This is a genomic window from Sphingomonas sp. NPDC092440, from assembly GCF_044754985.1.
In the GTDB taxonomy this organism is placed as follows: Bacteria; Pseudomonadota; Alphaproteobacteria; order Sphingomonadales; family Sphingomonadaceae; genus Sphingomonas.
Genome location: NZ_JBIVQA010000001.1, coordinates 1 through 20,678, shown reverse-complemented (window position 1 = coordinate 20,678; position 20,678 = coordinate 1). Strand labels below are relative to the sequence as shown.

Here is a 20,678-nt window from a genome sequence, read left to right as displayed (position 1 = left end):
GATGCCGACGTGGTTCATTGCGGACACCCATTTCGGCAAGCAGCCCGGCGGGCGCTGCAAATGGTCCGGCATGTCCGCTGGGGAGCTGGACACCCTGATCGAAGCCAATTGGCGCGATCGTGTCGCTGAAAACGATGTCATCTGGCACCTGGGCGACATCGGCCCGGACTGGCGCCGCCTCGCAACGCTACCGGGCGTCAAGCACCTGATCCTCGGCAATGACGACAAGAAGGACAAGGAAGAGAGGGCGGAAATCGAGGCCAGTCGGATCTTCGAGACGGTGCGCAATCGTCACCGGCTGGAGGTGGATGGCGGATCGCTGTTCCTGATCCACATCCCAGCCGAAGCGAAGCGCAAGCCCGCGCACGAGGTGATCCATGGCCACCTCCACCACTTGCCCTCCGTGCCCGGCCACCGTTCGGTGTCCGTGGATCGAACCGGCTGGGCGCCGCAACGCCTCGAAGAACTTCTGACACGGAGAAGCTGATGCGTGACGCTGAGTTCCGCGCTTGGCTGGGTCGGCGTACCTATCAAGGCCAAAGCCTCACCCAAAAGGGCGTGAATAATCGCGTGCGGAAGGCGCCGCGTATCGAGCGCGCGTTGGGCGAACTCGGCTTTGCCGAGCCAGACCTCGAAACACTGCATGCGAATGGCCGCTGGCCCGAACTTGTGAAAGCAGTCCGCGGGGTCGCGGCAGATTGGCGCTCGAATGAAGCCGCCGCGCGGAAGATGGCGCCACAGGCCACCGATCCCACGCGACAGCTCACCAATCTGATCAACGTCGCGCGGCAGTACGGGCACTTCGTTGAGGGTAAGGATCCGAACTACGATAGCGAGGGGGACGAACCGGAGGCCGAAGAAATCGATGAGGCGGCGCTGGAAGCGCTTAGGGAGCGCTTCCTTGCGGCGCACGACGATTTCGAAAGCGGAGGCGGTTTCACGGGACGGAGCGGCTATCACGAGCAGGAAGATGATTATAAGCGTACGCTGATCGCGGCGGTTGAGGCGCTGCTGGCCGAAAACCCGAATAGCGCTGCGCTCGGCAGATCCTTGCTGGCGGCCGTGCTGGACGACCCCAAAATGAATCTTATCGGCGATCGTCGCCGGAAGGACCATTTGCGCATCGTGCGCGATCGGTCGGATGGAGCCTTCGAGACCGCGGTAGGCACTCTTACCTTATCGAAGGACGAACCGCCGCAGGCAGCAGCGGCGTTCGTCGATACCGCTTGGCCGCTAGTGCTCGAAGGCAGTGAGCACAGCAAACCGTATGGCGACATTCGCGTGCTGGCCACGCTGTTCCAGGCACTAGCGCGCCCGACCGAGGCGATCGCAGTCAGCTACACGCGCTTCTACAATCTCGGCATGGCGCTGTGGGGTCGCTCCCTCTTCGGCAACAACCCGCTCACGGCGGCCGAATATGAGCATGTCCTCGCACTCTCCGCCGAGCTGTTCACCGCCATGCGGGATTGGGGCTGGCATCCGCGCGATTTGTGGGATGTGCAGGGTTTTATCTGGGTCACCTGCGGAGAGAAGCTGGAGATGGACGGAAGCAGCCAGACGAACGGCACGGGGCAGAGCGATCGCATCCGCCAATATGCGCTCGAACACTATGTTCAGCCCGCGCGTGCGCGAGGTGAGCGGAGTCTGTCGATCCGGGTGGGTGAGCTGCACAACGCACTCGGGCTGAAGCAGGCACATCCGAACGTCTGCTCGACACTTCGCGGGCAGAAATTCCTGGCGATGGCGAACCTTCGCGCGCCCACGCATAGTGGCCCCGACACCAGTTCCACCACGGTGCTGATCTTCAATCTTGGCGCGGAGACGCATGCCACTTCTCCCGACGCCGGACCGGTAAACCTGATCCTCTACGGCCCGCCTGGCACCGGCAAGACCTATGCCACGGCCGCCGAAGCCGTCAGGCTATGCGGTGAAGCAGTGCCGCACGAGCGGGAGGCGCTGATGGCGCTCTATCGCTCGCTGCACCAGAAAGGGCGCATCGCCTTCGTCACCTTCCACCAGAATTTCAGTTACGAGGATTTCGTCGAGGGCCTGCGCCCCGTCACTGCGACGCAGGAGGAGGGCACCGGAGCAAGCGCAGGCTTCAGCCTCCAGCCGCAGGACGGCATCTTCAAGTTGGTCGCCGATCTCGCGGCGAACAATCGCGGCAAGGCTGCCGGCGGTGGCACCCCGGTGATCGATCGCAACCGCAAGATCTTCAAGATGTCGCTCGGGCGCAGCTGGGCATCCGAAGACGACGCAATCTATCAGGACGCCATCCGCGGCGGCTATGTGGTGCTCGGCTGGGGCGGCGAGATCGATTGGTCGGGCACGCACTATGACGCATGGGACTCGATCAAGGAACGCTGGCGGCAGGATCATCCCGATGCAAGCGGCAACGATCCCAACTTGTCGCAGATGTTCGCCTTTCGCATCAACATGCAGATTGGCTCGCTGGTCGTTATCTCGGACGGGAACCGCAAATTCCGCGCGGTCGGCGAGATCACCGGTCCGTATCAATTCGTCCCGGGTCCGAACGGGGAATATAACCATCGCCGTACGGTGCGCTGGCTATGGCACAGCGACGAAAGCCTGCCGCGCGAACTCATCTACGACAAGGAACTGAGCCAAGTTTCGGTGTATCAGATGAACGGCCGCCACGTGAACTGGGACGGGCTGGAGCAAATCGTCGCGGGGGGCGACGCGACGACCACGACCGGGGCGCCGGAGCCCTTCGTGCTGATCATCGACGAGATCAACCGCGCCAACATCTCGAAGGTGTTTGGTGAGCTGATCACGCTTCTCGAACCGGACAAGCGCCTCGGCCAGGAAAATGCGCTCACCGTCCGGCTGCCCTATTCCAAGCAGGAGTTCGGCGTTCCCGCCAACCTCCATATTATTGGCACGATGAATACGGCCGACCGCTCGATCGCGCTGCTCGACACCGCGTTGCGCCGACGCTTCGTGTTCCGTGAGCTGGCACCTGATCCCTCGCTTCTGCCTGAAAGCGTCGACGCCGTGCCCCTGCGCAAGGTGCTGGGGATCGTCAACGACCGCATCGAATATCTGATCGATCGCGAGCACCGTATCGGCCACGCCTTTTTCATCGCGTGTCGGAGCCGGGCGGATGTCGATGCCGCGATGCGCAACAAGGTCATTCCCCTGCTCCAGGAGTATTTCTTCGAGGACTGGGGCCGCGTAGCCGCGGTGCTCGGCGAGCCTGTAGGCAAGGGCGGCGGCTTCCTGGATTGCCGCAAGCTCAAGGACCCGACCGGGCAAGGCGGCGAGGAGCGCCATAGCTGGAGTGTGCGGGAGACGTTCGCGGAGGATGCGTATGATCGGCTAGTGGGCAGGTTCCCTCCCGCGACGATCCTCGACGTCGCGGATGAGGCCACGGAGTGACGCATCTCACGGTCCATGAGTGGGGCCGTGTTGCAGTTGGCGACGATGGCTTCTCACGGGAGCAGGCCGATGCGTTGCTCGCCGCGGCTCGGGGACATGCACTCGGTGGTGCCGATGGCACTGACATTCTGTGCGATCATCACCGGTTCCTGCGCGCTCGCCAGGTAGTCGGGGTGGTAGCCGGACGCGGGTGCAGCCTCGAAATCCTGCCCAAGGTCGATCCCGACAGCGTTGAGGAAGGGACCGCGACGGTGCGCAGCCGGCTTGTCCATATGCTCGACGTCGCACTGGGTCTCGATCTCTCGACCGGAGAGGCGACGGCGATGGCGCATCGTGCGGACTCGCTGCTCGAGTTGTTCATTACGCTTTTTGTCGACCGTCTGTTGGCGGAGGTACGTCGAGGCCTGCCCCGCCTCTATCGGTCGCGAGAGGAAGATCTGCGCGCGCTTCGGGGTCAGTTGCATGTAGGAAGGCAGTTTACCGTCAATGCTGTGCGACCGGACCGGCTCGCTTGCCGTTTCGATGAACTTGGCGCCGATGTCCCGCTGATGCAGATCATGAAGGCATGCGTGCTGCTGCTCACGTGGCATGCGCGAGCCGCTGATACGCAGCGCAAGCTGTCAGAACTCCGCTTTCTGTTCGCTGACATAAGTGATGTCCCGTCCGGCGCCTTGCCGTGGCGGGAGGTTCGGATCGATCGGTCGAGCCGGCGCTGGCGCACGCTGCTTGAACTGGCGCGATTGCTACTCGGCACGCGGTGGCAGGAAACTCGTGCCGATGCTCGCGCGCCGGAGGGCGTAACGCTTCTCTTCCCGATGAATGAGCTGTTTGAGCATTACATCGCTGTGCAGCTACGCCACGCTCTCGCCGACACCGAACTCGACGTCGTGGCGCAAGGAGGCTTCGCTTATTGCCTCGGGCCCTGGAGAGACGGCACTACCGTGGTCGCGGACAGTCACCCCACACGCCCAGACATTCTCGTCAAGCGTGGTAACCGCGTCGTCGCCGTGCTCGATACTAAGTGGAAGCATCCCGAGAAGGGCATCTCGCACGCTGACATCTATCAAATGATGGCTTACGCGCGCCTGTACGACTGTCAGCGCCTGACACTGCTCTATCCCGCGCTCCCGGGGGAAGAGGCTCTGCGCACCCACTCTCGCGGCATCGCGCGGGGTGCGGAGCGCCTCGACGTTGCAACAATTTCACTTGAACAACTGCCTACTGATGTACGAGCCGCGCTTCGTCATCTGGTGGCGAACGCACTTACCTGAATTTCCAAAAATTTTCTGCGCGAGCAATCGACCATAGTTAGCCGAAAACGACCCCCACCCTGTCTTCATAAGGGTGGTACCCTTACGGTTAGGGTTCAAATCGACCCTAGGAAGGGCGCCTTCGGACAATTCAAATTTTGGCCGGAGCGAGCGCTGCAATATCGCACAAAGCGCACTCCTCGGTCGCTCGCGGCTCTCGCGCTTCATCGACCTTATCTGTCGGGGGACCTAGTCGAACCATCCAGCTGCGCGCTGAACGACCAAGGTCTCAGTTACCAACTCACGCGGCATTCGGAAAACACTATCGGAACTAGGCTACCATAGCGAACTCACCACACTCGTCTAACGATGATCGCTATCTGCCCGTCTAGGCAAAGACTGGAGATCGCGCGTGTATTTTCATTGTGGGCTTCTCAATCCGATGGACGCTCCGGAGAAGCTGATGGAATTCAGGCGGTCCAATTGGCACACGCTGCCCGACGATATGCGTCGCGAACTCCGCATCTGGCTCGCCATGCCTGGGTTCAGCATCCGCTATCACGTTGAGGCGCTCGGGCATGAGCCACGATTGGTGAAGCAGTTCATGGGAGCATATGAAGAGCTGAAAGACGAGGTGCTCGAAAACTGGGCTTCGGCTACCAAGGAAGACTGCATCAAGCTCGGCTATCTTCGCCCAGAAAAGGGCGATCTCCCCCTGATTACGAAACTGGAAATCCGCCGGGAGTACATGCGTGGCAGCCGCCAAAACGCAATCGCTGAGGAGTTCGGCGTCGCGCCGGCAACGGTGAACAAGCTGTGCTGGAGCCTGCCTGATGAGGTCGATCACCTGCCATCAGATCTCTATCGAGTCCTCGCCGACGATCGATACTTGAATGCGATGTCAAAGATGGATGCCGGACGGTTTCGTTTACCTCGTATCGGCGAGCATACGATCTGGCCCGAGAGCGCGGTTCCGCCTGAGATGCAGGCGCGCCTCGCGGAGATGATGGCGCGGGTGCCAGCTTACGAGGACCAGAAAGAACAGCAACCGGTCCCGTCAAATCTCGATCCGATCGATGAGGCAAAGTTGCTCGCGATGGTCGGGCGACTCCGCCCGACCATCGAGCCTTCCCGCGGCCGCACGCCAGTCCCGGAGATCGCGTCCGAGGAAATGGCGCGAATTATCGAACGGATGGTCCGGCTGCCGGTCTACGAGAGCGAGAAGACGCCGCAAACAACCCAGTCGCGCCACGACCCGGACGACCAGACAAGGGCGCTCGAGATCTTCGAGCGAGTTCGCTAACGTGCCAGCGTTCCCGAGACCGCTGACTTGCGTCAGAGCTCTCGCCCCAGGCGATAGCGATTTATTAAGGGGATGGCCGGGGGCCATACGGATGCGCGCGAAATGGAGCCGCCTCCAACTCTGCCCGCGTCAACAGTGCAAGCAGATCACTCTGCGGATCTCGCGAAAGAAGATCGCGTTGGACTATAATATAAGCCCCGCCAAATCGCCTCTATGTACAACAAAAGATTTAAATAAGACTTATATAACCTAGCCACGATCTCTTAGTAAAAATTCTTCATCTGTATAGTAGAATGAGCGAAAGAACAGCTGGGCGCTACGGCCTTCATAAAATTGACGGGCGACAACCCAATGGCAGCGGCGGCCGGTCCGAATGCATTTTTTTGGCTGATAACTAGGTTATCCGTGTTTCTTCGAAGTGGCGCGGTTGACGCTGGACTCCAGGACTCTTACGTCACCCTTACGGACCGACCCGGCGCGCCAACGCCGAGCCGGTCCTGACCACCAACCGTCTTTACAGGAGACGACCGAATGGCTGCAGCAGCCCATAGCGCGCCCGATGGCGCGTGGAATACCCAATTCCAGAACTATCTGAACCTGATCCAACAGCTGGAGCATGCCGAGCCGCGTCAGCATGAACGGCTAGAGCGCGCTCGGGCGGAGGTGCAAGACGCCCTGCTGGACATGCCGGCGCCTACACTTACCGCAGTGTTGCAGAAGCTCGCGATCCTGTTCGAGGGCGAGCTTCACGGCCTCGATCAGGCGTCCGAGGAGCGCCGCCTGATCCTCGAGGACCTTGAGGGCCTGATCCAGGCCCAGAGCGCTCTGCTGGGCGCCTGATCCCCCGAATATCGCCACCTCGGCCGCCTGCTGCTTGCCAGCGGGGCGGTCGAGGTGCGAGTCCAGAAGGAACGATAATGCTCCCCACCTACATCGCGCAGGAGCTCGTGCGGCGCCTGTCGCCGGAGCGCATGCGCTCGCTCACCCGCGCCATCGGCCTTGACCCCGAACAGCAACTACCTGACCTGCAACCTCGCTTTCATATTGAGCGGGAGCTGACTGGCACCATCGATTTCAACATGACGATCAGCATCCTCGGTGAGTGCCTGTCCGTCCCGTGTCGCTTGAGTTTCACCGCAGACCTCGCGGACGATACCGACCATCAGACCGGCGCACCAATCCGCGTGCTGGGTGCCATGCAGCAGCAGTTGCACGCACTGTGCGCAACCGGGGAAGATGAACCGGTCTTCGAATGGCGGCCGTTCGACCAGCGGCTCCTCCCTCCTTCGGCGCTCTCCACGCTCGACGAGCGGGTGGAGGACCTGGCTCGAGCCATGGAGGCCGGCCGGCCCGAATAGAAACGCGAAACCTAGCTTCGGTGCCCGCGCGCTCTGGTTGAGCCTTGGCGCGTGGGTAAATGGCGAACTTCCCTGAACAGAAGAGGAAGTAGTTTTGGAACGTAAGTCTTACCGAGTGAACGAAGTTGTGCGATCTACCGGCCTCGGTCGCTCGACCATCTACAAGCTGATGGAGGAAGGAAAGCTCAGCCGGATCAAGGTCGGCTCGGTCACGCTTATTCCCGCCGCCGACGTCGATGCGCTCCTGCAGCGCTGCGCCGCGTAACGGGGAGCGACATCATGGCGCTCTCAGTGAAGCAGATCGACGCCGCGCGCGTCGGCGACAAGGACTATAAGCTGTACGACGAGAAGGGTCTCTACCTTCTCGTCGCGAAGGCGGGCTCGAAGCGTTGGTACATGAAGTACCGCCATCTCGGGCCCGAGAAGAAGCTCAGCTTCGGTGCCTATCCCGAGGTCAGCCTGAAGGTCGCTCGCGCGAAGCGCGATGAGGCACGGGCCCTGCTGGTTGACGGCAAGGACCCGCAGCGGGAAAAGCAGGCGAGCAAGCTCGCAGCGCAGATGGAGGCAGCGAGCACCTTCAGCGCCGTCGCCAAGGAATATATCGACATGCGAGAAGCAGAGGGTCTCGCCATCACCACCGTCGAGAAGACGCGGTGGCTGCTGTCTCTTCTTCCCTCAAGCTTTCGACAGCTCCCGGTCAGTGATGTCACAGCACCGATCCTGCTAACTGCCGTGCGGGAAATCCACGGATCAGGCCGGCGGGAGACTGCGCGGCGCCTGCGCTCGTTCGTCGGGCGGGTTCTCCAGTACGCCATCTTGACCGGACGGGCCCAGATCAATCCCGCCCCGATGCTGACCCGCGTGCTGGCTGCCCCGAAGGAGAAGCACCATCCGGCAATCGTCGATGATAGAAAGCTGAGCGCCCTGTTGAGGGCAATTGACGACTACCAGGGATACCCCTCGACGAGTGCAGCATTGAAGCTGTCGCCGCACGTGTTCCAGCGCCCGGGAGAGATCCGGACAATGCGGTGGGCCGACCTCGATTTCGACCGGGCGCGCTGGAATATTCCTGCCGCCACCATGAAGATGCGAAGGGACCACAATGTCCCGCTGTCGCGCCAGGCGCTCGAGATCATCCGGTCGATGAAAGCGATCTCGGGCGGCACCGAGTTCGTGTTCCCCGCCTTCCACTCGTTCAGGCAGCCTATCTCGGAGAACACCGTGAACCAAGCGCTCCGTCGGCTCGGATATGGCGGGGTGATGACCGCCCACGGCTTCCGGTCAACGGCCAGCACCTTGCTCAATGAGAGCAGGCGCTGGCGCCCCGACGTGATCGAACGCGCCCTGGCGCATGAGGAAAGGAACGCCGTCCGGGCGGCTTACAACCGCACTGACTACTGGGACGAGCGTGTTGAGATGATGCAGTGGTGGTCGGACCGTCTGGATGCGCTTAAAGCATCAGCGAAGTGAGCCAAAACCAGTTGGGGCCAGCCGATTTCAGCGCCCCCAAATTGGCCCCCAACGCCTCGCGGTTAGAGCCAAATTCGGACGAACGGCCGCGGATGGCCATTTCGAGTTTTCTGTTGTTTTTCTAGAGCTTAACCCCATCCGCGAATATCGCAGGATGGGGTAATGGTGCGCCTTACAGGTGAGGCCGCAAACCAAATCTTTCGGGATTTGGAGGACTGGAACCGGATTTTAGCCGGGTCGTCCCTTTCGCCGCCATCGCCTTAGCGCCCAGCGATACTAGCCCGATTCTCTCATCTTCAACAATCACAACCTTGCCGCCTCGTATCCCCCCGGGATGCGGGGCGTTGCTTATTAGCGCCGTTTCAACATGCCCGACCGTCCACCATCCGCGCCCGCCAAGGCCGCGCCGTTTTCGTTGCGCCTTGCACCCGAGGACCGCGCGCGCCTTGAGCGTGACGCCGCTGGCATGTCGCTGGGTGCCTATATCCGCTGGCGGCTGTTCGATGCGAACAACCCGCCGCCGCGCAGCCGGGGCAAGTTTCCGGTGCGGGACCATCAGGCGCTTTCGGGACTGCTCGGCAAGCTCGGCAACTCCCGCATGGCCGCCAATCTCAACCAGCTGGCCAAGGCCGCAAATAGCGGCTCATTGGCTCTCGACCCCGAGATTGAGGCAGAGCTGCGCCAGGCGCTTGCCGATATCGCCGATATGCGCCGGATGCTGATTGAGGCGCTGGGCCTCTCTGCGGGTGCCGAATGATATTGAAGGCATCCCAGCGCGGCGGCGCGGCCCAGCTTGGCGCGCATCTGCTCAAGGCAGAGAACGAACATGTCGAACTGCATGAAGTCCGGGGCTTCATGGCCGGTGACGTGAAGGGCGCGATGAAAGAGGCGCAGGCCGTCGCCCAAGGGACGCGCTGCAAGCAGTTCCTGTTTTCGGTGTCACTCAACCCGCCGGAACAAGAACCGGTGTCCGTCGAAACCTTCGAACGGGCCATCGAGAAAATCGAAGAACGCACCGGCCTCAAGGGTCAGCCGCGCATCGTCATCTTCCACGAAAAGGAAGGACGGCGGCATTGCCATGCCGTGTGGTCGCGCATCGACGCGGACACCATGACCGCGCGACCGCTGCCGTTCTTTAAAACCAAGCTCCGCGAGATTTCGAAAGGCCTGTATCTCGAACACGGCTGGCAGATGCCGCGTGGGTTGATGGATTCGCAAGCCCGGAACCCGCGCAATTTCAGCCTCGCCGAATGGCAGCAGGCAAAGCGCATGGGCCAAAATCCCGCACAGCTGAAAGCGACGATACAGGACTGCTGGGCGGCATCGGACAGCGCCGCATCGTTCGCCAAGGCTCTGGAGGAGCGTGGTCTCTATCTCGCCCGTGGCGACCGGCGCGCGCATGTCGCCGTCACCTATGAGGGCGAAGCGCTGTCGATTGCCCGCGCCGTGGGCAATCGGGCCAAGGACGTGACGGCGAGACTCGGCAGTCCCGAACAGGCGCGCAGCGTCGCGGAAACGCGCGAGCATATCGCGCGCGTCATCGCGCCCAAGCTGGAAGGCTTCATCCGCGAGGCGGGCTTAGCCAGAGACAAGGCGCTGGAGCCGCTTAATGCCCAGCGCCTTGTCATGCGCGACGGCCAACGGCAGGAGCGGCAGCGCCTCGACGAGGGCCATCGCGTGCGAGCCACCGCCGAAGCGAAGGAACGGAACGCACGGCTGCGCAGCGGCGTCATGGGCCTGTGGGACCGTCTGACGGGGAAATACGGCAAAGTCCGAACGCAGAATGAAGCGGAAGCCGCCGCGTGCGTGCGGCGCGACCGCGCGGAGCGGCATGGCCTGGTTACGGGACAGCTCGCGCAGCGTCGCGACCTTCAACGCGACATCCGCGCCGTGCGTGACCACCTTGCCTCACAGGTTCAGGAACTGCACCGCGACCTGTCGCGCCAGCGCGAGGGCCCTCAGCAATCCCGCGTGTCGCTGCGCCGGACGGAACATCCGCGCGGAATGTCGCGCGGACGCGGGCCGGAACTTGGCCGGTAAAGGCGGCTTACGCCGCCTCCTTCCGATAGCGCGCTACGCCATCCAGCCGCTTGCGCGCCGTCGCGCAATATTTCTGCTCAACGTCGATGCCGATAGAGCTGCGGCCTTCCAAAGCTGCTGCAACGCATGTGCTGCCCGAACCCGCGAAGGGGTCCAGCACGATGCCCCCTATCGGCGAGTATGCCCGGACAAGCGGCGTTAGGATGCTGACGGCCTTCTCAGTCGGGTGCAGCCTGTTGCCTGTGTATTCCCACTTCATCACGTCCGGCACTGGCACTTTCGGCCATACCGGTTTGCCCTTCGCCAGCAGATAGGCGGATTCATGCCGGTACTCGGTATGCGCCGCGCGTGACGCATAATTTTTCTCCCAGACGATATGGCCCACCGTCCGGAATCCCGCTTGCGCCCATGCCTGGCTGAACTGCGCTATCTCCACCCATCCGCAGAACACGACGCAATAGGTGTTGTCCTTCAGAACGCGGAACATCTCCGGGAAAGCCGGGAGCACATTCTGCGCATCGTCGTCATTGGCGATGGTCCGGCCCATCCTGTCCCGATAGTTCACCAAATACGGCATATCGGTTAGGACCATATCCACGCTGCCGCTCGGCAGGCGCTTCAATTCCTCGGTCGCGTCTCCGCAGATGATTTGATTGGTAAGTGTCATTTTCTTCTCTCCTTTGGGTTTGGGTTGCAGCTGCTGCTGAACCCTTGCCCTTCGGCGAGAATGGGGGTGCAAGCGGAGTAAGAGCCTTCGCGGGGAACCGGCTGCACGAAAGGCACTGGAGGAAGCTGGGCGGAAGGACTCTTCGCAGCGCGCCAGGGGCAAAGCCCCAAGCCTTCATGCGTTAGCGATCGTCACCGCATGGCCGAGACTACAGGCTCGGTGAGCGGACGCGAGTAGAGCGCGGCCCGGAGGGAAACGCGGTTAGTCCTGAAATGCTATCGGCCGCCAGTCAGTCACGCTGCTTCGGATATGAGAATGGCTCACGCGGAATATGTCGCAACTCCGAAACACCGAGCATTCGTTGATGACTGGCTTCCGGGGTGCTCCCACGTATGGCGGTATATTCTCCGATATACCTACCCACCAGCTTCCCTAGAGCGGTTTCCATTCATTCTGGTTCATAGCCGCAGGATCTGAAGTAGTTTGCGCACTCGTTGGGCTTGAACAGATCGACCAGCTTGCCGATCAGGTCCCACAGTCCGCCGACGGTGCGCTCGCCTGCTTTTCGGAGCATGGCCTTGAGGCGCGAGAAGGTCTTCTCGATCGGATTGAAGTCGGGGCTGTAGGGCGGCAGGAAGCGTAGCGATGCGCCGGCCGCCTCGATGAGCATCTGCACCGATGCGCGCTTGTGGCTCGACAGGTTGTCCATGATGACGATGTCGCCGGGCCGCAGTTCCGGCACCAGCACCTGGGCGACATAGGCTTCGAACCAGTCGCCGTTGATTGGCCCGTCCAGCACCATCGGCGCGACCATGCCGGTCATGCGCAGGCCCGCAACCAGCGTGGTGGTCTTGCGATGGCCGTGGGGATATCCCATCCGCAAGCGCTCGCCCTTGGCACAACGGCCATGGCTGCGCGTCATGTTTGTCGCGGTCCAGGTCTCGTCGATGAAGACGAGGCGTTGCGGATCGAGATCGAGCTGACCGTCGAACCAGCGCTGACGCTGCCTCAGGACGTCGGGGCGACCTTGCTCGATCGCGTGCCCGGTCTTTTTTTCCGCGTGATCCCGTGACGTGTGAAGAAGCGATGCAACGTGCCGATGCCAACCGAAGCGCCGCGCTCGATCAGACGCGCCTGTATCTCAATGAGGGTCATGTCGGCCTGCTCGGTCAACAAGTCGCGGATAAATGCCCCGTGCGCCTCGATCTTGGCTGAGTGCCGGTCTCCGCCGCGGGGCTTGGCAATCGCCTGTCCATGCTCCAGCGCCAGTCGCCGCCACCGGATCGCACTCGACACACTGACACCAAAACGACCTGCCGCTACTCGGCAGCTCAGCCCGCCATCAATCGCGGCAATTACCCTGTCCCGAAGATCCTGTGAAAGCGATCGAGCCATCCATGCCGGCCTCCTTCGCCAGCAGACAGCGTGAATCACATCAGCCCCCCAATGGGAATCCCCTGCGATTCAATTCGTGTGGAAACCGCTCTAGCTTGCGATCCAGATTTTCAAATGCCTGGCGATCATTGCAGAACCAATAATGCTTACCCCATCCGTCGATCATACCGTCGACGCGCTTCAAGGTACTCGCGAACGAGTAGGGTCTCTCGAATTGTTGCCCGTGCTGAACGCCTCGCATTGCCTTCAGGCTTTCATCAAAAGCCGTCTTCACTGAATTACAGATTTTTGCTTGCGCTTTGGAGCCAGGCCGCACGGCACCGGGGCATATATTGATGCCAAGGAAATCGAAGCCCTCTTCTATTGGAGCGCCGCCTACGGAACTCTTTTCGGGAGACAACTCCATCCCCAGTGTGGCGAGTATCTCCTTCGCTTTGCGCAGCCGGGCATTCGCGGCCTTCTTTGAGGGAGCTAGGATGATAAAATCATCGATATAGCGTATACAGCGACAGTCCCCCTCATTCAGCACACGGTCAAATTCTGCAAGAATGATATTGCCGAGCAGAGGAGAGAGCGAGTTTCCTTGAGCTACACCGATATCCTCTATCGGGAAATCAGTAGCTTTGTCTCTGAGCTGCGCCATGTTCGAAAGCTCAACATCGATGGCGCTGCGGAAGAGCGATATCAGCTCGTCATCTTTGACTGCCTCTGCAATAATCTTTGTAACCGCGTCTTTGGAGATACGAGTGAAGAATGATTTGATGTCCGCGCTGGCAACGTAACGGGCACCGTCGCCAATCTCGGAGAGCACTGCCTTTATAGCGGCGGGCACAGCAGAAACCGCTTCGCTGCGTTCCCTCTTTATCCGCTCGGACGCTCGTTCACCTCTGATGCCACCGAAGCTGAAAGGGGTTTTGATGAAGGGTTGAAGACCCGAGACGTCCATCAGAACATTTAGGATTGCTCGCTGTACGATACGGCTCTCGACCGGGGCCAGGACGATTGGTCTAAACTTCCCTGTCTTTTTTCCCTGAGCGTCGGTCTTCGGGATTGGCACTCCCTTTGCCGGTTCAAATTTGAACGTGTTATGCCCGAGCCTGCTCTTGATCGAGCGCAGGTTGCTTGGTGCATCTTCAGCGAACGTCTCTAGCTCAAGCCGGACTTCTTCTGATTTCGAAGTGCGGCCATTCCTCTGAATCACGCTCCATGCGCGTTCGAGATTCCTCTGGTTCCTAACAGCTTTGATGAGTTCTGATGCCAAGCGTCTTTGGGGTCCTGTCGATTCACCTCACCCGCCTGACGGAGCGCTGACATCCGCAGCGGAACCTTTCGGCCCTTGCCGCACAATCGGGGCGACGACTTGCGCCATCGCCTCGCCGTAGCAGGTCCGCTCGCTCTCGACGGTCATCCCGCCTGCCGCGCTGCCCGCTAGAGCCAGTCCGACCAGAATTGCCGCAAAGCGCCTCCGGCCGACCCGTGCCGGGTTGGCACGTTTTTGCATGGTTCGCGCATTATGGTCTCCTCCCTGAAAGCGTAACGTTTTTAAGGCGTTAGGCAAGAGGCGAAATGCCGCGCGGCCCTCCCACCTCCCGGTGAAACTAAAGCGAGTAGCCGTCCGACAGGTACCCCTTACGGTAAAGGTTGCGGCTATCTTAGTCTCGTCAGGCAAGCGGGTGCTGACATCCGCAGCGGAACCTTTCGGCCCTTGCCGCACAATCGGGGCGACGACTTGCGCCATCGCCTCGCCGTAGCAGGTCCGCTCGCTCTCGACGGTCATCCCGCCTGCCGCGCTGCCCGCTAGAGCCAGCGCGAACATGTTAGGAACATCAACGGGACCGCGTCAAGCGCGAACCAGTACTATCCACAGCTTCCGCATCAGCGGCCGAGGCGGGAGGCTGGCTAATGTCATCGAAAGCGCCTCCCGGAGTATATTAACGGCGCAACTTTTCACCCTAACCGGCGCAGCTGCTCGAGCGCATGTGGTGTAGTGAATCGTGAAGCGAATCTATGCCCGCGACGCCTAGCAATTTGCTCCAGTTCCCGCTTTCGATGCCGCGCGAGATAAGTAAGGGCTTCACCCGAATTGATCGAATCAAATGCCCTAATCTTTGCGTCCAGAACGCTATCATATTCAGCCTTGCCGCGCGCACCATCCATGACGATGATGAACTTGGACTCGTCTGCGCAGATGGAAACTTCAATGCCCTTCTGACGGATATAGAGGTCGCCATTGGGTAGGGCCTTCCACCTTTTGGAACTGACGAAGCGTTTCCGCATATCCACGGTCTTAAGGTAACGTTCGTGATATTCACTGGCGTCGGTTGTTTCGGTCAGTCGATCGCAGCAATCGGTACCAACGGCCATCGAGCCCCAATTGGGATGCCTGATTGCATAAACATACCGAATGTCTTGGCCGCATAATTCGCAGTTTTCCATGACATCGCCGAGGTCATCGGTTGCGATCCACTCCCAGCCGCTTTGAGGCATAATCTTCCCATGCTCTTCGGCATGACAGCCCTTACAAAGCGCTTCACATTCCGTATGGCCGTACTCCCACGGCTTCCGGCCCGGTGCATAGCTCTTATGATGAACCTGAAGAACGACGCCGTCGTCACGCGACCGATTGCACCGTGCGCATCGCCCGCCATGTAGCTTGATGACTTCGTTCCTGAACTTCACCCATTCTGCGTGGCGATAGTGGTTCATACCGGCTCCACTTAGGTCAGATGCTAACGAACGGTCGCCGAGTACCTCAACGAGCGTAGGGACGCATATCCCACATACTAGTTGCCAGTTGGATTGGTCACGGCAGAAGCGCGTTTCCCACAACTTTATTCGACATGCTCATTTAGGCGCTGAGCGACAGGCACGCCCCTGGGTCATGGGTTCAAAGGGAGCGGACGGGCTCCCTTGCGGCATCCAATCCGCGCAGGGTTGGTCGATGGGGTTTGGGGAGAGCGGAAGTCTCCCCATTGGCGTTTCACCGGCTCGACGCCGGTGAAACGCCAGGCCTGGAGGGTGCACGGGAGGCGAGGCAGCGGCCTCCCTGCCAAGATAGCGTTGTAGTACAACGCACATCTTGCGCGCAGCGTTATCTATGACTTTGTCGTGGGCTTAGGGTTTCAGGATAAAGTTCGAACCTAGCCGTCCGACTCCTGCACCATCGTTGTTACGGCATCACAGTAAGTTGAAATATGCCAGTAAGCACGACCGAAATCTTCTAGTTCCACCTTCGAGTTTACGAAGGGTTCGTTGGCTTTATCGTTTGGATAGCGGAACCGCATTCCATCCGGGTCCAGGGTATGAAGCTCAGCGATGATTTTAGAACAATGCGCGGTCCACTCGTCGAGAGTTGAATATTCGGCCAGTCGTAGCTGTCTAAGCAATTCCTCCCAGCGTTCGCTAAGCGAGTGACCGAGAAATTTTACCAGCTCGCCGGTGTGCCAGGAGAGCCTATCGGCTGCATCCTTCATTGCCAGCTCCAAGGCATGACGCCCCGTGAATATGACCGGCTCGACGAGATAGTCCCGGCGAGGCCAGGCTTGCCATGCTGTTTCGAACAATTCGCGAAACGCGGCGTCATAGCCATAAGCATAGCGGGACCAGGTGCGATCTCCATCGTGGGAGCCGGGCGGAATGAGAAAAGATGCGAACGGGCCGACAGCCAAGTCTATCTCTTCTTCGTCGAGAATCTCCATAAACGTCTTGGTCATTTGGACTCCAATTCAACCACCATTCTATCCCCCCGGCGGAAGTTTGCACACGGCTAAGCGCGAGTTCGGGCAGTTCTTGCCCAGAATCCGAAAGGCCGTGCCATGCAAAACCAGCCTCAATCCTTACCCGAGTTGCCGCCGATGAAGGCGGCGGAAAATCCGCCAATCCCATCCATGCCGCCGATGAATCACGGGCCGGAACCGGGGCGCGGGTTTGCCGCGCCAAGCGGCGCGCGTGCGGTCGGGTCGCGGCGGCTGCGGCAGGCCGTGACGACGCTGGCCGGCGGCGGGTTCGCGCTGGTCCTGCTGGTCGGCGGGCTTGAACTCGTGGCGAGGCCCGGCCTGCGTCCGTCTGACCTCATGGCGACCATCGAGGCGCGGACTGAACTCGGCATCATGAACCAGAAGCTCGGCGGTGAGCCGGGCGTCATGAACATCACCGAGGCCGATTATCAGGAAGCCATCGCCAAGGCGCAGCGGGAGGGACAGGCGCAAGCGGAGCTTGCGTTTCAGCGCGAACTTGCCGGCGTTCAGGCCGACAAGGAGCGCGTCGTCGCGGCATACCAGACGCTGTACAGCCGCGCGAACATGATTGCGCAGGCGGCGCTTCAGCTCGAGACCATGGCGCAGCAGATGCGCGCGCAGCTCTTGCAAGCGTCCAATGGCGGGCGGAACATGGTCATCATGTTCAAGGATATCTTCTGCGGTCTTGGCGACCCCGACGCCTGCCAGTCCGCCCGCGCCGACCGGGGGACGATGATTGCGGAAGCCGACGAGCTGTCGCGCGGCGATGTGGGCAAGCGCGTCCGCGAACTGCTGGCCGGAACCGAAGACCCGGCCAGCCTCATCACGCGCGAAGACCGGCGGAACAATGGCACACCATCCATCGAGCGGTGATGATGGACTTTCCGTTCAACGACTTTCCCCGAGGGGTGCCGGGGCGTGACGAGCGCGCGGCACCCCTTGGCACCGCCAGATGGAGCTTCACTGGCCCGGTGTACAAGCCCGGCGACATCTTCCTCGGGCGGGACAGCGAGAACCGGGAAGTCGGCTATGGCGACGACCGGCATGCGATTACGATTGCAGGCAGCCGCGCGGGCAAGGGCCGCTCCTGCATCATTCCCAACCTGTTGCGCTGGCCGGGAAGCTGCGTCGTCATCGACCCGAAGGGCGAGAACGCGAGCGTCACCGCAGCCAAGCGCGCAGCGCTGCCCGGTCATCATGTCGCCGTGCTCGACCCGCATCATGCTGCTGACGTGCCGGAAGATTGCCGCGTCACGTTCAACCCGCTCGATTTGATTGATGCTGGCGACGACGACGCCATCGATTTGGCCGCCGCGATTTCCGACGCGATTATGATTGGCAGCGGCGACGGTAAGGACATTCACTGGAACGAGTCAGCCAGACAAATCCTGGAGGGCATATTGCTGCATGTCGCCGCGACGGAAACGGGGCCGCGCCGTTCCCTCGTGCGGGTGCGGCAACTGCTGACGCTCGGCGATACGCACGCCGCGAAGCGGTTGAACGCCGCTCTGCCCGATAGCGAACAGGAGTTCGGCCCGTTCGATGCGCTGTGGCATGAGATGGCGAACAGCGAAGCGCCGAATGAGGCGGTGCGCGATGTTATCGCGGGTGCCGCGCATTCCATCACCGAGATGGGCGACAACGAGCGCGGCAGTGTCCTTTCCACGGCGCGGCGCAATACGAAGTTCATCGAGAGTCCGTGGATGCGGAGGTGTCTGGAGGGCAACGGCGCAACGCTAAATATCGACCGGCTGAAGGACGACGCGGGCGGGCTTTCCGTCTATGTCTGCCTGCCAGCCAGATTCATTCCGACGCATGCGCGGTTCCTGCGCCTTGTGCTGAACCTGACGCTCTACCGGATGGAAGCGCAGGGGCTGGCGAGAGCATCCTGCGGGCATCCGGTATTGTTCGTGATGGATGAATTCGCCGCGCTGGGCCGTCTTGAATCTATCGAAAAGGCTGCTGGCCTGATGGCCGGGTTTGGCGTCAAGCTGTGGACCATCCTTCAGGATCTCGGCCAGCTCAAGCGGCACTATAAGGAGTCTTGGGAAACTTTCCTCGGCAATGCCGGGCTGCTCCAGTTTTTCGCCAATGCCGATATGACGACGCTCGAATGGCTGTCGAAGCGGCTGGGCGAATTGGAGCTTGTCCGCGAGACGCGCTCAAGCTCCAGCAGCACAACATCCAGCTTAAGCAAAAGCCAGGGCCGGACGGAGCAGAGTGGCTGGTCGCGCGGGTCGAGCATCAGCGAGGGCCTGTCCGACATGGCGGAGTTGCAGCGTGTCGCCGCGCGCGACGGCGGGTCGGGCCTCGTGCCGTTTCTCGCCCGCGCGGGTGCCAGCGGCACCGGCAGCAGCCAGGGACATTCCAGCCAGGACGGGGTTTCAGGCGGTGAGAGCGTCCAGCAGGGCGATAGCAGTTCGGCGGGGACAAGCGCGTCCGATGCGACCAGCGAGGGGATTCACCGCACGGCGCTCATCACGCCGGACGAACTGGCCCGGCTATTCGACCGCGCAACAATGCTGCAGGTAGTGATTATAAATGGTAGCAGTTTGGCTATGAACCGGACAAATTTTATAACCAAATAATAGCAACTGAACTGATACATTAGCTCAAAATCATCAAAGCCTAACTGTAGTACTCATGTTAAGTCTCCATGGCCCGAATGTTTGATCAGAATATGCCTCTATCATAAAAAAAGTTATATCGAGATTCAATATCTCACCCAACTGGATATCTCTATTGCATCTAAATGCAAAATCTAATGTAATAGAATCTCCCTGCGAGATAAGTGGACCGGTTTTTATGCGATATTTAGGATCTGCGTCGCTGTAAATAGGAATTGAGAATGATCTCTCGCGTAGAAATTCACAATTTAGGTTTGGTCCTGAAAGATGAGCAATATCTAGACCTGATTTATATAAAGCGACATGTACTTCCTTAGAAGTGGATAAGGAGACTTGAAAAGATACTTCATTTGCAATTTTGCCATTTACGAATATTGGCCTAGCTTTCGCATTTCGGGTAATTTCTAAAGTTGGATTGTTATTTGCCGGACTTTGGCTTGGTACCGCTGCGAGATTGTCCGGAGCTTTGTCCTCAGAAATCTTTTGTGCAGGCGTTCCCTTGGGGGCCAGGGCCTGAACAGGTTCACCCCTGACAGAGATGCGCCGCGTTTCGCCCGCAGAGGCGTCTATACTTTCCGGACGCGAGGTTGGCGGCACGTTAGGTTGCGGACTGCTAGGCGTTGAGGATTTGGCGGGAGGATTGCCTGTTTCAGAACGCCGCTCTCCAAATCCCAGAAAATTAGTAGCATAGGCGGCCAAGAGCGTTCCCAACGTACTTACAATTATTGCGCCACCCATCTTTTGGGAGTTACTAAGATTTTCTTTAATACCTCTTATAAACTTCAATATATTTGACAGAATAACTTTCATGTGATAAGTTCCTGTCATGAGTTATTCATTATTAAAAGACGCTTGGTACATTGCGAGCAGCTACGCATTCACATTTCCCGCAGCAATGGTGGGAGAGACTATATATCACTTCTCCACAGCGGGAGAAATATCTACCCCGACTCCTACTCTAAATAGCTTTGCTTGTGCTACCGCCGTAACCGCGCTTAGATTCTTAAATCGTAGGACAAGTATGCAATCACCACAACTCTAACGCATTGGGCCTGCTCAGGCACGATGTCACGAAGCATCAGAGCGCTAGAAATGGCATCCTCATCCATACTCCGACGATATCGGTTAGGGTGAACTATCCCCCCCGCTTCCAGAATATCAGGTGCTAGCGAAAACCCCTTTCCAGCATCAGGGGCTTGGCATGGGCAGCGATACAACAGGTTATGAGACAGGCGAGATTATCGCATGGAGCGCAGGCCCTGACGGAGAAGCTGAGATAACGGCCGCCGTGACGCTGCCGGTGTCACAGTGGGACCGCGTGACCGACTGGATTAACGGTAAGCGCCAAAACCTCCCCACATTCCGGAGCTGATCGGTATCGGCGATAACGCCCGCGCGGTTAGCGAGGGTAAGATAGATGCTTGATGACGAA

Annotated in this window: 18 protein-coding genes; 12 read left to right on the top strand and 6 right to left on the bottom strand. The window is 60.0% G+C overall.

What is annotated here, in order from left to right; all coding sequences use genetic code 11:
- The first annotated feature begins 1 nt into the window (after position 1).
- The 10 genes from ACIQCS_RS00090 (at position 2) to ACIQCS_RS00045 (ending at position 10,820) form a co-directional block, all read left to right on the top strand.
- Positions 2 to 487 carry a metallophosphoesterase family protein gene (locus tag ACIQCS_RS00090; protein ID WP_345850299.1) on the top strand — a complete coding sequence of 162 codons (486 nt, stop codon included), beginning with the start codon at positions 2 to 4 and terminating at the stop codon, positions 485 to 487.
- Entirely contained in the window at positions 487 to 3,399 is a 2,913-nt protein-coding gene (locus ACIQCS_RS00085; RefSeq protein ID WP_345850298.1) for an AAA family ATPase, read from the top strand. The genes ACIQCS_RS00090 and ACIQCS_RS00085 overlap by 1 nt, the downstream gene beginning before the upstream one ends.
- The gene (locus ACIQCS_RS00080; RefSeq protein ID WP_345850297.1) at positions 3,396 to 4,670 is read left to right on the top strand and encodes a 5-methylcytosine restriction system specificity protein McrC; all 1,275 of its coding nucleotides are present in this window, start codon (positions 3,396 to 3,398) and stop codon (positions 4,668 to 4,670) included. The genes ACIQCS_RS00085 and ACIQCS_RS00080 overlap by 4 nt, the downstream gene beginning before the upstream one ends.
- A 442-nt stretch (positions 4,671 to 5,112) precedes the next feature.
- Positions 5,113 to 5,952: a hypothetical protein gene (locus tag ACIQCS_RS00075; protein WP_345850295.1), complete on the top strand. Its 840-nt coding sequence runs from the start codon at positions 5,113 to 5,115 to the stop codon at positions 5,950 to 5,952.
- A 531-nt stretch (positions 5,953 to 6,483) separates the two neighbouring features.
- The gene (locus tag ACIQCS_RS00070; protein WP_345850294.1) at positions 6,484 to 6,792 is read left to right on the top strand and encodes a hypothetical protein; all 309 of its coding nucleotides are present in this window, start codon (positions 6,484 to 6,486) and stop codon (positions 6,790 to 6,792) included.
- Positions 6,793 to 6,869: 77 nt separating this feature from the next.
- Positions 6,870 to 7,310 (top strand): hypothetical protein, encoded by a 441-nt coding sequence (locus tag ACIQCS_RS00065; RefSeq protein ID WP_345850293.1) that lies wholly within the window; start codon positions 6,870 to 6,872, stop codon positions 7,308 to 7,310.
- A gap of 115 nt (positions 7,311 to 7,425) precedes the next feature.
- Positions 7,426 to 7,575 (top strand): helix-turn-helix domain-containing protein, encoded by a 150-nt coding sequence (locus ACIQCS_RS00060; protein WP_345850292.1) that lies wholly within the window; start codon positions 7,426 to 7,428, stop codon positions 7,573 to 7,575.
- Between the two features lie 26 nt (positions 7,576 to 7,601).
- The gene (locus ACIQCS_RS00055; protein WP_345850291.1) at positions 7,602 to 8,780 is read left to right on the top strand and encodes an integrase arm-type DNA-binding domain-containing protein; all 1,179 of its coding nucleotides are present in this window, start codon (positions 7,602 to 7,604) and stop codon (positions 8,778 to 8,780) included.
- Positions 8,781 to 9,147: 367 nt separating this feature from the next.
- A complete protein-coding gene (gene mobC, locus ACIQCS_RS00050) occupies positions 9,148 to 9,537 on the top strand; it encodes a plasmid mobilization relaxosome protein MobC (protein ID WP_345850289.1) in 390 nt (129 codons plus the stop codon).
- Positions 9,534 to 10,820: a relaxase/mobilization nuclease domain-containing protein gene (locus ACIQCS_RS00045; protein ID WP_345850287.1), complete on the top strand. Its 1,287-nt coding sequence runs from the start codon at positions 9,534 to 9,536 to the stop codon at positions 10,818 to 10,820. Before mobC ends, ACIQCS_RS00045 begins: the two co-directional genes overlap by 4 nt.
- A gap of 7 nt (positions 10,821 to 10,827) precedes the next feature.
- On the opposite strand, the gene ACIQCS_RS00040 is transcribed toward ACIQCS_RS00045, so the two are convergent.
- The 5 genes from ACIQCS_RS00040 to ACIQCS_RS00020 form a co-directional block, all read right to left on the bottom strand.
- Positions 10,828 to 11,487, bottom strand: a complete 660-nt coding sequence (locus tag ACIQCS_RS00040; protein WP_345850286.1) for a DNA methyltransferase — start codon at positions 11,485 to 11,487, stop codon at positions 10,828 to 10,830.
- A gap of 448 nt (positions 11,488 to 11,935) precedes the next feature.
- Positions 11,936 to 12,882 (bottom strand): IS630 family transposase gene (locus ACIQCS_RS00035; protein ID WP_345850285.1). Its coding sequence is split into 2 segments (ribosomal slippage): positions 11,936 to 12,546 and positions 12,546 to 12,882, totalling 948 coding nucleotides; the frame shifts between segments, so codons are not numbered across the junction.
- Between the two features lie 40 nt (positions 12,883 to 12,922).
- A complete protein-coding gene (locus tag ACIQCS_RS00030) occupies positions 12,923 to 14,143 on the bottom strand; it encodes a reverse transcriptase domain-containing protein (protein WP_345850283.1) in 1,221 nt (406 codons plus the stop codon).
- 686 nt (positions 14,144 to 14,829) lie between these two features.
- A complete protein-coding gene (locus ACIQCS_RS00025; protein WP_345850282.1) occupies positions 14,830 to 15,588 on the bottom strand; it encodes a hypothetical protein in 759 nt (252 codons plus the stop codon).
- A 434-nt stretch (positions 15,589 to 16,022) separates the two neighbouring features.
- Complete coding sequence (locus ACIQCS_RS00020; RefSeq protein WP_345850280.1) at positions 16,023 to 16,595, bottom strand: hypothetical protein; 573 nt, start codon at positions 16,593 to 16,595, stop codon at positions 16,023 to 16,025.
- Between the two features lie 102 nt (positions 16,596 to 16,697).
- Between ACIQCS_RS00020 and ACIQCS_RS00015 the strand changes: the two genes are divergently transcribed.
- Both ACIQCS_RS00015 and ACIQCS_RS00010 read left to right on the top strand, forming a co-directional pair.
- On the top strand, positions 16,698 to 17,492 hold the full coding sequence (locus tag ACIQCS_RS00015; protein ID WP_401529736.1) for a hypothetical protein: 795 nt from the start codon (positions 16,698 to 16,700) through the stop codon (positions 17,490 to 17,492).
- A 2-nt stretch (positions 17,493 to 17,494) separates the two neighbouring features.
- Positions 17,495 to 19,207 (top strand): type IV secretory system conjugative DNA transfer family protein, encoded by a 1,713-nt coding sequence (locus ACIQCS_RS00010; RefSeq protein WP_345850276.1) that lies wholly within the window; start codon positions 17,495 to 17,497, stop codon positions 19,205 to 19,207.
- A gap of 33 nt (positions 19,208 to 19,240) precedes the next feature.
- Here ACIQCS_RS00010 and ACIQCS_RS00005 read toward each other — a convergent pair whose 3' ends face one another.
- A complete protein-coding gene (locus ACIQCS_RS00005) occupies positions 19,241 to 20,056 on the bottom strand; it encodes a hypothetical protein (protein ID WP_345850274.1) in 816 nt (271 codons plus the stop codon).
- Positions 20,057 to 20,678: the final 622 nt, after the last annotated feature.

Bases quoted from the DNA above. Each gene is read 5' to 3' on its own strand.
- ACIQCS_RS00010 (WP_345850276.1), top strand. From the start codon at position 17,495: ATGGACTTTCCGTTCAACGACTTTCCCCGAGGGGTGCCGGGGCGTGAC.
- ACIQCS_RS00005 (WP_345850274.1), bottom strand. From the start codon at position 20,056: ATGAAAGTTATTCTGTCAAATATATTGAAGTTTATAAGAGGTATTAAA.
- ACIQCS_RS00025 (WP_345850282.1), bottom strand. From the start codon at position 15,588: ATGAACCACTATCGCCACGCAGAATGGGTGAAGTTCAGGAACGAAGTC.
- ACIQCS_RS00045 (WP_345850287.1), top strand. From the start codon at position 9,534: ATGATATTGAAGGCATCCCAGCGCGGCGGCGCGGCCCAGCTTGGCGCG.
- ACIQCS_RS00040 (WP_345850286.1), bottom strand. From the start codon at position 11,487: ATGACACTTACCAATCAAATCATCTGCGGAGACGCGACCGAGGAATTG.
- ACIQCS_RS00075 (WP_345850295.1), top strand. From the start codon at position 5,113: ATGGAATTCAGGCGGTCCAATTGGCACACGCTGCCCGACGATATGCGT.
- mobC (WP_345850289.1), top strand. From the start codon at position 9,148: ATGCCCGACCGTCCACCATCCGCGCCCGCCAAGGCCGCGCCGTTTTCG.
- ACIQCS_RS00085 (WP_345850298.1), top strand. From the start codon at position 487: ATGCGTGACGCTGAGTTCCGCGCTTGGCTGGGTCGGCGTACCTATCAA.
- ACIQCS_RS00070 (WP_345850294.1), top strand. From the start codon at position 6,484: ATGGCTGCAGCAGCCCATAGCGCGCCCGATGGCGCGTGGAATACCCAA.
- ACIQCS_RS00065 (WP_345850293.1), top strand. From the start codon at position 6,870: ATGCTCCCCACCTACATCGCGCAGGAGCTCGTGCGGCGCCTGTCGCCG.
- ACIQCS_RS00020 (WP_345850280.1), bottom strand. From the start codon at position 16,595: ATGACCAAGACGTTTATGGAGATTCTCGACGAAGAAGAGATAGACTTG.
- ACIQCS_RS00015 (WP_401529736.1), top strand. From the start codon at position 16,698: ATGCAAAACCAGCCTCAATCCTTACCCGAGTTGCCGCCGATGAAGGCG.
- ACIQCS_RS00090 (WP_345850299.1), top strand. From the start codon at position 2: ATGCCGACGTGGTTCATTGCGGACACCCATTTCGGCAAGCAGCCCGGC.